This is a genomic window from Microcystis aeruginosa NIES-4325 (assembly GCF_008974145.1).
In the GTDB taxonomy this organism is placed as follows: domain Bacteria; phylum Cyanobacteriota; class Cyanobacteriia; order Cyanobacteriales; family Microcystaceae; genus Microcystis; species Microcystis aeruginosa_G.
The window spans coordinates 29,618-40,410 of record NZ_BJKP01000032.1 but is presented as its reverse complement, the minus strand read 5'-3'; the positions used below and the strand labels follow the sequence as shown (position 1 = coordinate 40,410).

13 protein-coding genes and 1 pseudogene are annotated in these 10,793 nt (G+C 42.5%); 7 read left to right on the top strand and 7 right to left on the bottom strand.

All coding sequences use genetic code 11. The features are described 5' to 3' along the window. A pseudogene (locus MiAbW_RS15555) lies at nucleotides 1–211 on the bottom strand (photosystem II q(b) protein); the annotation flags it as partial. A 185-nt stretch (nucleotides 212–396) separates the two neighbouring features. On the opposite strand from MiAbW_RS15555, the gene cynS reads away from it, so the two are divergent. Continuing rightward, entirely contained in the window at nucleotides 397–834 is a 438-nt protein-coding gene (cynS, locus tag MiAbW_RS15550; protein ID WP_151696840.1) for a cyanase, read from the top strand. Between the two features lie 325 nt (nucleotides 835–1,159). Here the strand turns inward: cynS and MiAbW_RS15545 are convergent, their stop codons facing one another. Continuing rightward, nucleotides 1,160–2,971, bottom strand: coding sequence for a sodium:solute symporter family protein (locus MiAbW_RS15545; protein WP_151696839.1), 1,812 nt, complete (start codon nucleotides 2,969–2,971; stop codon nucleotides 1,160–1,162). 44 nt (nucleotides 2,972–3,015) lie between these two features. Then, the gene (locus tag MiAbW_RS15540; protein WP_151696838.1) at nucleotides 3,016–3,384 is read right to left on the bottom strand and encodes a hypothetical protein; all 369 of its coding nucleotides are present in this window, start codon (nucleotides 3,382–3,384) and stop codon (nucleotides 3,016–3,018) included. 153 nt (nucleotides 3,385–3,537) lie between these two features. On the opposite strand from MiAbW_RS15540, the gene MiAbW_RS19635 reads away from it, so the two are divergent. Beyond that, a complete protein-coding gene (locus tag MiAbW_RS19635) occupies nucleotides 3,538–3,711 on the top strand; it encodes a hypothetical protein (protein ID WP_002739017.1) in 174 nt (57 codons plus the stop codon). Between the two features lie 11 nt (nucleotides 3,712–3,722). Here MiAbW_RS19635 and MiAbW_RS15535 read toward each other — a convergent pair whose 3' ends face one another. After that, nucleotides 3,723–4,325 carry a chromophore lyase CpcT/CpeT gene (locus MiAbW_RS15535; RefSeq protein WP_151696837.1) on the bottom strand — a complete coding sequence of 201 codons (603 nt, stop codon included), beginning with the start codon at nucleotides 4,323–4,325 and terminating at the stop codon, nucleotides 3,723–3,725. A gap of 239 nt (nucleotides 4,326–4,564) precedes the next feature. Here MiAbW_RS15535 and MiAbW_RS15530 point away from each other — a divergent pair, with 239 nt between their 5' ends. Next, nucleotides 4,565–5,713 carry a substrate-binding domain-containing protein gene (locus MiAbW_RS15530; protein WP_151696836.1) on the top strand — a complete coding sequence of 383 codons (1,149 nt, stop codon included), beginning with the start codon at nucleotides 4,565–4,567 and terminating at the stop codon, nucleotides 5,711–5,713. A 347-nt stretch (nucleotides 5,714–6,060) separates the two neighbouring features. Here the strand turns inward: MiAbW_RS15530 and MiAbW_RS15520 are convergent, their stop codons facing one another. Continuing rightward, entirely contained in the window at nucleotides 6,061–7,290 is a 1,230-nt protein-coding gene (locus MiAbW_RS15520) for a site-2 protease family protein (RefSeq protein WP_151696834.1), read from the bottom strand. A 63-nt stretch (nucleotides 7,291–7,353) separates the two neighbouring features. On the opposite strand from MiAbW_RS15520, the gene ruvA reads away from it, so the two are divergent. From ruvA to MiAbW_RS15500, 4 genes are all read left to right on the top strand, one after another. Beyond that, on the top strand, nucleotides 7,354–7,983 hold the full coding sequence (ruvA, locus tag MiAbW_RS15515; protein ID WP_151696833.1) for a Holliday junction branch migration protein RuvA: 630 nt from the start codon (nucleotides 7,354–7,356) through the stop codon (nucleotides 7,981–7,983). Nucleotides 7,984–8,271: 288 nt separating this feature from the next. After that, the gene (locus tag MiAbW_RS15510; RefSeq protein WP_002739012.1) at nucleotides 8,272–8,757 is read left to right on the top strand and encodes an allophycocyanin subunit alpha; all 486 of its coding nucleotides are present in this window, start codon (nucleotides 8,272–8,274) and stop codon (nucleotides 8,755–8,757) included. A 79-nt stretch (nucleotides 8,758–8,836) separates the two neighbouring features. Continuing rightward, nucleotides 8,837–9,322, top strand: coding sequence for an allophycocyanin subunit beta (gene apcB / locus MiAbW_RS15505; protein ID WP_149106796.1), 486 nt, complete (start codon nucleotides 8,837–8,839; stop codon nucleotides 9,320–9,322). A gap of 190 nt (nucleotides 9,323–9,512) precedes the next feature. Then, entirely contained in the window at nucleotides 9,513–9,716 is a 204-nt protein-coding gene (locus MiAbW_RS15500) for a phycobilisome linker polypeptide (RefSeq protein ID WP_002739162.1), read from the top strand. 53 nt (nucleotides 9,717–9,769) lie between these two features. Here the strand turns inward: MiAbW_RS15500 and msrB are convergent, their stop codons facing one another. Then, entirely contained in the window at nucleotides 9,770–10,186 is a 417-nt protein-coding gene (gene msrB / locus MiAbW_RS15495; RefSeq protein ID WP_151696832.1) for a peptide-methionine (R)-S-oxide reductase MsrB, read from the bottom strand. 98 nt (nucleotides 10,187–10,284) lie between these two features. Then, nucleotides 10,285–10,791, bottom strand: a complete 507-nt coding sequence (locus MiAbW_RS15490; RefSeq protein ID WP_151696831.1) for an NACHT C-terminal alpha/beta 1 domain-containing protein — start codon at nucleotides 10,789–10,791, stop codon at nucleotides 10,285–10,287. Nucleotides 10,792–10,793: the final 2 nt, after the last annotated feature.

The following is a 10,793-nucleotide window of genomic DNA, read 5'->3' as shown; positions in this document are numbered from 1 at the left end:
GGGAACCGGCTACAGGCTCGCGAATACCGTCGATGTCTACGGGAGGAGCGGCGATAAAGGCGATGATGAAGCAGGTGGTGGCGGTGAGCAGGGTGGGGATCATGATGACACCGAACCAGCCGACATAAAGACGGTTGTTGGTGCTGGTGATCCACTGGCAGAACTGCTCCCACAGGGAAGCGCTCTCGCGCTGTTGTAGAGTGGTGGTCATGGTTGGATAATTTCTGTATGTATTGAATTGTCAAGGTTCTTTGTTTGACATGAGTTAATACTATCGTTTTTTTATAGTTATGTAAAGGGGGTTTAAGAAATGTTTTTTTATCAATGTCATAACTTTTACTTATATAATTGATGTTCAGGTAAACTAGAAGCAGACAAATTCTGCAAAAATAAGCAATGATACCCGAAATTACCGCAAAACTATTGGAAGCGAAAAAGGAAAAAGGCCTGAGTTTCGCTGACCTAGAAGCGATTCTAGGACGAGATGAGGTGTGGATTGCCGCTGTTTTTTACCGGCAAGCGAGCGCCTCCCCAGAGGAAGCAACGAAAATTGTGGCAGCTTTGGGACTGGGAACCGAAATCATCCCATCCTTAACCGAGTATCCTGTCAAGGGATTGGGTCCGGTTGTCCCCACCGACCCTCTGATCTATCGTTTCTATGAAATCATGCAGGTGTATGGAATGCCCCTAAAATCGGTGATTCATGAAAAATTCGGCGATGGTATTATGAGTGCGATCGATTTTACCCTCGACGTGGATAAGCAGGAAGACCCTAAAGGCGATCGCGTTAAAATTACCATGTCGGGTAAGTTTTTACCCTATAAGAAGTGGTGAGTCTGGCCAAAGTCAACGGTAAGGGATATAAATTCCTTGCCGCTCTTGCTATTTTTGTTAACAAAACTTAACAATTGACGGCAAAATTTCGCTTGCTTTTTTTTGCATATTTTGGGACAATTTTTTTAAAAGACTTTACTAATAATAGAAATCTAAGCACTTATACATAAACACAACAATCCCATTATAATAAAATCATAACCAAAGGCACCGCAAAAGTCAAGGGATCACTCCTAATTATGCTGTGAAACTTCTAATTCCTTGAGCGGTGAGGGAATTATGAATTGGGAAGTGGGAAGACAGTAAACTGATAACTGATAACTGCCTAACCTAAATCTCGGTCTTTAGTGACAGTAATTTCCTTAGATAAATGTCGATACCAAGTAAAATAGAGACCGATAGAAAGCAAAAGAAAAACCAAAGCCAAAATCTTAAAACTTTGCCACTGCTTGATGATTAAAACAATCCCCATCATAAACAGGACTAATTGCCAAGGAACAGTAAGAAAAGCTGCGATGATATCCCGTTGATTTTCCGCTTTAATCTTTGCCTGTAGGTTAGGTTTAACACTTTGACGGACTTCCCCCCAAAAACCAAAAGGTCTGGTAACATTATAGAAATTTTCCATAACTAAACTATCGGTGGGAGGAGTTAACAAAGTAGCGATAATACAGCCAGCTAAAGCGAACAAACTCGGCACAAGAAAGAGAATAAGTTCCTGATATTGACTGTGACGAAAGAAAGGTAAAATTATCGCTTGTGAGGCAATAGCCGCAATCATTCCCGCTAAAGTTCCCACGGCAAAACCATAACCATTAAAGCGCCACCAATACCAACGTAATAGGAGAGGAACTGCCAATCCTACCCCTAATCCCGTGGTTAACCAACCCCAAATATCATTGACATTTTGGATATTAAAACTCAAAACTAAGCCAATTACTACCACAAAAACCGAGGCTAAACGACCTTGAAAAACTAACTCCTGTTCCCCCGCGTTCGGTTTCAAAAAAGCTTGATATATATCTTTTACCCAATAGGCAGCACTAGCGTTAATAACTGCGTTAAAAGTGGACATAGCTGCCGCTAAAAAAGCAGCAATTAATAACCCTTTCATCCCCACAGGAATGTATTGAGTAATCACCGTGGCCAGAATTCTTTCCGGATCCGTAATCGCACCTTTAGTTAAACCGTAGTGAATACCTAAAACCGCAAAAGCTGTGACTAGGGGCCAACGGAAAGAAAGCAGAACAATCCAGAATAAAGATAATAAACCGGCATCTCGATCGCTTTTGGCGGCTAGGTATCGTTGTAACATATAACCACCGCTGCCGCTGCAACCTTCGATGATGGTTTTAACTAAATAAAAGAAAATCACCCCACCAAACAAATTAAAGATGGCATAATCTCCGGGTAAATCCAAAGTCAGGGAGGGAAAAATACTAGCCCAGTCGCTTAAATTCCAAGTTTTTGGCTCCGTTGCCCCCGGAATTGCTACCGTGAAACTATCGGGCAGATTAACAGTAAAAAAGGCCACTGCCGATACATAAATTACCGCCACAAAAATCAGAAACCCTTGAAATAAATCGGTAATTACCCCACCATAAAAACCACTGGCCACCGTATAAATTAACGTTAAAAGAATTAATATCACCGAAGCAAGACGATCATCCATACCCAAAAACTGCCCTAAAAATTTCCCTCCCGCAACGGAGAAATAACTCATCGCACCGATAGAGAATAAGAGAGTGGCGACAGCGCTAATAATTCGGGCAAAATTACCCTGTTTTCCAGTTCCAAAGCGAAATTTCATCCATTCCGCCATGGTCATAACTTGGGCGCGGCGATTCCATTTGCCCATAAAAGCCATGAGAAAGGCCATAATTAGGACAACACCGCCGCGGATTTCGATAAATAGTCCTTTGGGTCCGACGGCGTAAATTAGGGCAGAAATGACCATAGTTCCCGCTAAATCGGTGTTAGCTGCCATTCCCGACACCCCTAACATCCACCAAGGCAAATTGCGATTACCTAAAAAGTAGGATTCTAGACCTTGAGAAGCTTTTTTCTCGGCTATAATCCCGATTATTAGGGTTGCTGCCAGATACAGCAGCACAATTACATAATCAATTAACTGCATAGTTTCAGATCAATTTAACTTTCGATCGTTATAGCATCAATTGACTACCATTTCTGGCTAACGGTTTCTTTTTCTAAGATTTGCACCCGTTGCTCTAGCTTTTTTAAATCTTCCTTTAATTCAATTACTAAAGTGGCTAAACGCTGGAACAGTGGGTCAGTTTCCCCGACTACTTCCCCATTGACTATACCCGTTCCCGATCGCCGTTGGGGAATCTGATCGGCATTTTCCCCGCGGACGGTTATTCCTCGGACCTGACTTTCAAGGCGCTCGACTCGATTGCGGAGACTAATTAACTCCGATCTTACCGCCGTATCCGATTGTGCCTGGCTGGCATTAACAAAACTCAGTATTAGCAAAAGGGAGATAATCAGCGTTAAAAAGCCATAAAAAGAGATTTTAGCTAATTTCATCGATTTTACCCTCTATATATCTGACCCGACTTAATGTTAAGAAACGTGGCTAAATCTAAAGCTTAATTGCAATTCCGCCTCCTAGTGATTAGTTGCTCAAAAGAGGATGATAAGGTAAAAAACACGATTTTGTCGAAATTTGGCCTTATCTCTATGTATAAAAACTCAGATAAAGATTTTCTCGGAGCGGCAATCACAGCTGGTTTAGGTGCGGGAATCGTCACTTCTTTTGCCGTCAATCAAGGACAAGACATCGGTACAGCTTTAGGAATTACCGCTTTAGCGGCTGTTTGCGGTGTTATCTGCCGTCATTTTGACCTAATGTGATGCAATCTTCATCAAACCTCCAATTCTGCTGAAAAATCCCGTTTTTTCTCGTATTGATAGGGACCGAGCAGAGCGCCCCAAATTCCCTTACCTGTGCTGGGATCTAGGCCTTTATCGTAGGTTTTTAGGCTATGACTCGTCACCTCGAAACCTAAAGACACCTGATAGGTTGTCCCCTCATAGGTGAATTGACAGCGCTGTTCCGGTTGCGGTTGGGCGATAAACTGGTATTGATTATCAGCGAGGGTATGGACTTTGACCGCTAAAGTGCAAGTAGGCAGGAAAGTTAGGTCTTCTAAGCTAATTTTTCGCAAAATATCGGTATTTTTCCCCGCACCTTGCACGGATTTTAGGTCATTAAACATATAATGCCTAACCTCTAACCCTGCCGATTCCGAGCGCGTTAATCGCCACAGTCGCGGTCGGTAGGGTTGGTCTAAATTGATTATACTGGCCTGTTCGGCAAAAAGCGCGATGCTGTCTTCCCGAAATAAAGGCAACGGACGCAACCATAAGCGCAGGTGAACGTACCACACTGGTTCTGCTTGCGCTTGCCGTTGATTTTCAAATTCACCCGCGAGATACCGACCGAAAGTGATTAATTCAGGGGTCATAGCTCAAAAAATTCTCCGTATTGCCTCAAAATTAATCATAACACCCAGAGAAATAACTTTTTTAACAAAAATGACCTTCAGTCCACCGGAACCCGCTTAAACTGGGTTATTGCCCCTTGATTGTACCAATATTCCCAGCCAGCGCTTGAGGTCAAATTTACCGTTAAAAATCGTCCTATAATAATTCAAGGCTAGAAACTGGCAATTATTACTGTTAAAGTTGAGAATCGGCGGGCGATATGTTAAACAGACGTTCTTTTTTGCAAGGATTAGGTACAATCGCCTTAGCGGGGGGTTTAAGTGGCTGCGCTTCCGGAAGCGGCGAGCCGAGCATTTTTCTCCTCTCCGGTTCGATTCCGCCGCGATTACTAACAGATTTTCGGAAAACTATTGCCGAAAAAAAAGTCAATTTTCAGTCGGAAAGGCAGCTGAAAGAGCTATTAAAATTGTTGGAAAAATGGTTAAAAAATCAGGATCAACCAGCCTCACAATTTCCGATTCCTATCCCTTTTAGGGAACAAAACCAGGCTATGGGTAATTTAGTCACCCTAGGGGATGCTTGGCTAGGAAAAGCGATTACTAACGGTTTAATTCAACCTCTAGATACTTCTCAACTCTCTAATTGGTCAAAACTGCCCCCCCGTTGGCAAGAAAACATGACTCGCAATGGCCAAGGACAACTGCAAACAGAGGGGAAAGTCTGGGGTGCGCCCTACCGTTGGGGAATGACAGTAATTGCCTATAATGAGGAAAAATTCGCTCAATTTGACTGGCGACCACAGGATTGGTCTGATCTATGGCGACCAGAATTAACTGGTAAAATTGCCCTAATTGATAATCGTCGCGAAGTCATCGGTTTAACCCTAAAAAAATTGGGTTATTCTTATAATTCTAGTAATTTAAAACAAGTGACGGCACTAAAAGACCAGCTATTCGCTTTACAGAAACAGGTAAGATTTTATAGTTCTCAACATTACTTACAACCCCTGATACTCGGTGATGTCTGGCTGTCTGTGGGTTGGTCTAATGATATTCTACCAGTGAGCGATCGCTATAATAAAATTAAAGTTGTTGTCCCCAAATCCGGTACTTCTCTCTGGTCAGATGTGTGGGTAAAACCAGTTTTAACTACTCCTAATTCTCTTGTCCAGCAATGGATTGATTTTTGTTGGCAACCAGAATCCGCTAATAAAATTTCTTTATTTACCTCCGGATTATCCCCCCTAATTCTCACTGAAAATCCCGATCAAATTTCCCCAGATATTAGAAATAATCCTTTACTTGTCAATCCAGAAGCGATCAAAAAAAGCGATTTTTTAGACCCCTTATCCCCAGCAACCGAGCAAGAATACGAGCAATTGTGGCAAGCAATGCGACAGTCAGTATAGTCAGGAGATACTAAACAAAATTATGCGAGTCGGAACCTTAACACTGATAACTCATAAATTATACTTTCCTGAAAACCATTTGTATATAAGATATAAAATACTCCCATTAATTACAAGACTAAGAAATTCAGAATATCTGTTTGCTTGTAAATTTGATGATGATCCTCCGAGCATTGCTTGTATATGGTTATTAACTTCTGGAGCAATTAAAGTTATATAAGCGGCGACAACAAGGATAAATCCTAGCAGATAGCGATTAGACTGATTCATCAATATTGAGGTGAGAATTACATTTACCTAACTGATAACTGATAACTGCTCACTGATAACTGATAACTGATAACTGATTAAGTGGTTTGACTTTGGGTTTCTTGGGCGAGAAAAGTAAGGATAGAAGCTTTCTCAATTAACCCCAAAACTGTGCCGTTTTCTTCTACCACTGTCACTTGAGATAAATTTTCTCCTTCCAAAATTTTTACCACATCTAGGAGGGAAGTATGAGACAAAACCAGTTTAAGACTTTCGCTAGTGTGTAATAACCGACCGATATTTACCTCTGTCCATTGGGAAGTGGGAATCGTTTTCAGGTCCTCTACATTAATCACTCCTAATAGTTTACCTTCGCTATCGGTAACTAGGAATTTAGACCATTGTTGTTTACCGATAACATAATTATTAGCAAACTCGCGCAGGGTTAAATTAATCGGAACTACAGGACTATTAGGAGAGATAACATCTTTAGCACTGTAGCGACTTAGGAAATCTTGAACCTTAGCTGATTGGGCGGAAAAGCCAGCATTTTGTAGGAGGAAAATGCCAATTAATAGCGTCCAAAAACTACCAAATTGACTGATTCCGAGAATTGATAGCGCACCTATGACAATCGCTAACCAACCAAAAAATTGACCGAAACGACTAGCGAATAAAACCCCTTTATTGGGATTACCAGTTACTTGCCAAACGACGGCTTTAAGGATATTACCACCATCTAAAGGTAAACCGGGTATCAGGTTAAATAACCCTAGGGCGAGGTTGATATAGGCCAGGAGAGAAAGAATCGCCGCCAGGGGCGCGCTTAAACTAATATTGAGACCAACAATTAGGAAGATACCGAAGAGCAGTAAACTAACTAAAGGGCCGGCAATTGCTACTAGAAACGCTTCTAGGGGAGTTTTCGATTCTCTGCCAAGAGTTGCCAAACCACCGAATAAAAAGAGGGTAATTGATTTGACTTCAATACCTTGGGCGATAGCAACAAAACTATGGCCTAATTCGTGGGCAACCACGGAGGCAAATAGGAGGATAGCGGCAAAAAATCCTAAGAGCCAGGGCATGATTCCCGTTAACTGGGGAAACTGACTTAAATCTCCCCCATAGGTTAAGGTAATTAACCCCAGAACAAAGAACCAAGAAGGATTAATATAAAAGGGAATTCCAAAGAGATTCCCGACTCTAATGTTGCCATTCATTTTGTATCTTCTCCAATTATGGGGGACTAACGCCAAGAAGATTAGGTTATCAATTACGCCATTCACTTCTGTTAATAATTGTAACAAAAATGAAAATCTCCCTGGCATTCCTTCAGGGAGTAAAAACCGTCATTGCTGTGGTTCGGTTATTTTCGTGGGAGAATTAAATCAATGATTAATTATTTACGGGGACAAGCGATCGAGGTGATCAAAACCCCCAATAACCGACTGATCTTAATTTTAGACGTAAACCAGATCGGTTACGAAATCCAAATTCCCTCACGATTAGCCCTAGACATCGGCAACAATAACAATGATAGTTGTCAGATTTTTACTCACCTACTCCTTCGCGAAGACCAGCCTTTATTGTACGGTTTCGGCACCGCCCCAGAGCGAGATCTGTTTCGTCAACTGCTTTCCGTCAATGGGGTTGGGGCGCAATTAGCCCTAGCTTTAATCGATACCTTGGGGATTGAGGAACTTGTGGTGGCGATAGTGACAGGAAATACCAAAATTTTGAGCAAAACCCCCGGAGTCGGCTTAAAAACAGCAGAAAGAATCGCTTTAGAGTTAAAAACTAAATTGGCAGCATGGCGACAGCTAAAAGAAGCGACGACGACAACCACGGCAATACTGCCGGCAGCGGACATCCTCGAAGATGTGCAGATGACCCTTTTAGCTTTAGGATACAGCCAAGAGGAGATCGATCGAGCCATAGCAGTCCTCAGTCAAGATGCTTTATTTAGTAAAAATACTCAGCCAGAAGACTGGATTAAAGGGGCAATTAATTGGTTAGGGTAAATCAGGAGAGAGGAGTCAGGAGAGAGGAGTCAGGAGACTATTTCATTTATTCTCCCCACACCCCACTTCCCCACTCCGGTGCTCCCTTCTTCGGGCAAATGTTAAAAAGTATTAAGAAAATAGTGAGAAGGTGAACCAGATGCCGCAAAATAATTGCGTTAGGTCGCTAGGCTAGGGGAGTCTTGAGACGCTGAGGCGGAAACGAGATAACTTGAGCGTAGTGACCACAACTGCTATAAAATGTCAGATTAAGTTTATTAATCTCACTTAGTTGGGAGGAATCCATCAATGAGTATCGTCACGAAATCGATCGTGAATGCTGATGCTGAAGCTCGTTACCTCAGCCCCGGCGAACTAGACAGAATTAAAGCCTTCGTTGGCAGTGGTGCCGCTCGTTTACGCATCGCTGAAACCCTGACCGGCGCTCGCGAAACCATCGTCAAACAAGCTGGCGATCGCTTATTCCAAAAACGTCCTGACATCGTTTCCCCCGGTGGCAACGCTTACGGCGAAGAAATGACCGCTACCTGTCTGCGTGACATGGACTACTACCTGCGTTTAATCACCTACGGAGTAGTTGCTGGTGATGTCACCCCGATTGAAGAAATCGGTTTAGTCGGTGTGCGTGAAATGTACAAATCTTTAGGAACCGACATCGGTGCCGTAGCTCAAAGCGTTCGAGAAATGAAAGAAGTTGCTACTGGTCTTATGTCTTCTGACGATGCTTCTGAAGCTTCTTCCTACTTCGATTACGTGATCGGCTCTATGTCGTAGAATAATTCCTTTGTGAATCATTCTAGACACACCCCCCGTAAACCTCTTAAGATTAAGCAAAACCCAAGGAAGAACCACCATGCAAGACGCAATTACTTCTGTTATCAACTCTGCTGACGTTCAAGGCAAATACCTTGACGCTGCTGCTCTCGGCAAACTGAAAGGCTACTTCGCCACCGGTGAACTGCGCGTGCGCGCCGCTAGTGTCATTAGCGCCAACGCTGCCGGTATCGTTAAAGAAGCTGTAGCTAAGTCCCTGTTATACTCTGACGTAACCCGTCCCGGTGGTAATATGTACACCACCCGTCGTTACGCCGCTTGTATCCGTGACCTCGACTACTATCTCCGTTATGCTACCTACGCTATGTTAGCTGGAGATCCTTCTATCCTCGACGAGCGCGTTCTCAACGGCCTGAAAGAAACCTACAACTCTTTAGGTGTACCCATCTCCTCCACCGTTCAAGCTATCCAAGCGATGAAAGAAGTCACCGCTAGTTTAGTTGGTGCTGATGCGGGTAAAGAAATGGGGATTTACTTCGACTACATTAGCTCTGGCTTAAGCTAGAAGTAACGAACTCGGACAAAATAGGGTTCGGGAAGCCGAGGATGAGTGCTAGGTCTTTAAAGGCTGAATCTGTCCAAGATAGGTTTTGACGAGCTAGTATTGATCCTTGACTCCCGACCTTTGTTATTTTAGGAAAAAGCCTTCGTTAGTTTGAGCGACAAGTTTTTCAGCGATTAGGAGAATTCAATCCATGCGGATGTTCAAAATCACCGCTTGTGTTCCTAGCCAAAGCCGCATTCGGACACAACGGGAATTACAAAATACCTATTTTACCAAACTCGTTCCCTACGATAATTGGTTTCGTGAGCAACAACGCATCATGAAAATGGGCGGCAAAATTGTCAAAGTGCAGTTAGCTACTGGCAAACCGGGGACTAATACAGGTTTACTGTAATTGGCTGCCACTAGAAGTTAAAAAAAAGAGGTCTGGAAAGACCTCTTTTTGCTTTAGGGATTTTTTTCAAACTGCAAAGCGGCAGAATTGAGACAATAGCGTTTTCCCGTTGGGGGTGGACCATCATTAAAAACGTGACCAAGATGTGCATCACAAGTGGCACAAACAATCTCTGTCCGCACCATGAAAAAACTAATATCTCGTTCGTACTTAATATTAGTCTCGTTAGCAGCAGTCCAGAAACTCGGCCAACCAGTACCCGAATCATACTTGCTATCAGAAGTGAATAACTCCGTACCACAGCAGACACATTTGTAAATACCTTTTTCCTTATTATCGTGATATTTACCCGTAAAAGCCCGTTCTGTTCCCTTTTTGCGAGTAACTTGGAACTGTTCGGGAGTTAGCTGGGCCTGCCATTCCGCCTCGGTTTTACGAACTTTTTCTACCATAGTTAGGATAACTGCGATTATGATTAATTTTTCCCTTTTAGTCTAACCTGAGAATGATGCTTAGGTAAATTTTTCGGATCAATAATTTATTTTACCATTTTTTCTAGCCAAGTTTGTCAGGCATTTTCGAGGTTAATTTGATTGGGTAAAAATCCTTGTATTGGCTGTTCGATAGGTTTATCTGTGATTATGGCAATAGAAGCAAATTCACCGATAAGTTGGCAAAGCTGCAGCAAAGAATCCCTGAGATCATCACCATAAAAAATCAGGGGAAGATTTGGGGTTTCGGTCTTGAGACACCATTCTAAATCATAGATATCATTAATCGGAGAAATTAATTTTGTCAAGATACGATTACCAATACCTTTGGCCAGGTGATCGAGGTTAGTCTCTTCGTTTATTGTTTTAATATCAATAGTGCGAACATTGGGGTGATTTGTTTTAATTGTTTCGATGATATAGTTCAAGTTTTGCGATTGCAGTTCTTCGGGAATATTGTTTTCAGTTTGACCGTGCCACGCTTTATAAAATTCGAGATAGGTCATCGGTTTAGCGCAATACCAGCAAAATCTATAGGATTTTTCAAAAGTTGTTCTATCATAACTGCTATAAGCTTCGGTCAAAT

Excerpts from the sequence above, each read along its gene's own strand:
- cynS (WP_151696840.1), top strand. The coding sequence starts at position 397 with ATGATACCCGAAATTACCGCAAAACTATTGGAAGCGAAAAAGGAAAAA.
- MiAbW_RS15545 (WP_151696839.1), bottom strand. The coding sequence starts at position 2,971 with ATGCAGTTAATTGATTATGTAATTGTGCTGCTGTATCTGGCAGCAACC.
- MiAbW_RS15540 (WP_151696838.1), bottom strand. The coding sequence starts at position 3,384 with ATGAAATTAGCTAAAATCTCTTTTTATGGCTTTTTAACGCTGATTATC.
- MiAbW_RS19635 (WP_002739017.1), top strand. The coding sequence starts at position 3,538 with ATGTATAAAAACTCAGATAAAGATTTTCTCGGAGCGGCAATCACAGCT.
- MiAbW_RS15535 (WP_151696837.1), bottom strand. The coding sequence starts at position 4,325 with ATGACCCCTGAATTAATCACTTTCGGTCGGTATCTCGCGGGTGAATTT.
- MiAbW_RS15530 (WP_151696836.1), top strand. The coding sequence starts at position 4,565 with ATGTTAAACAGACGTTCTTTTTTGCAAGGATTAGGTACAATCGCCTTA.
- MiAbW_RS15520 (WP_151696834.1), bottom strand. The coding sequence starts at position 7,290 with ATGCCAGGGAGATTTTCATTTTTGTTACAATTATTAACAGAAGTGAAT.
- ruvA (WP_151696833.1), top strand. The coding sequence starts at position 7,354 with ATGATTAATTATTTACGGGGACAAGCGATCGAGGTGATCAAAACCCCC.
- MiAbW_RS15510 (WP_002739012.1), top strand. The coding sequence starts at position 8,272 with ATGAGTATCGTCACGAAATCGATCGTGAATGCTGATGCTGAAGCTCGT.
- apcB (WP_149106796.1), top strand. The coding sequence starts at position 8,837 with ATGCAAGACGCAATTACTTCTGTTATCAACTCTGCTGACGTTCAAGGC.
- MiAbW_RS15500 (WP_002739162.1), top strand. The coding sequence starts at position 9,513 with ATGCGGATGTTCAAAATCACCGCTTGTGTTCCTAGCCAAAGCCGCATT.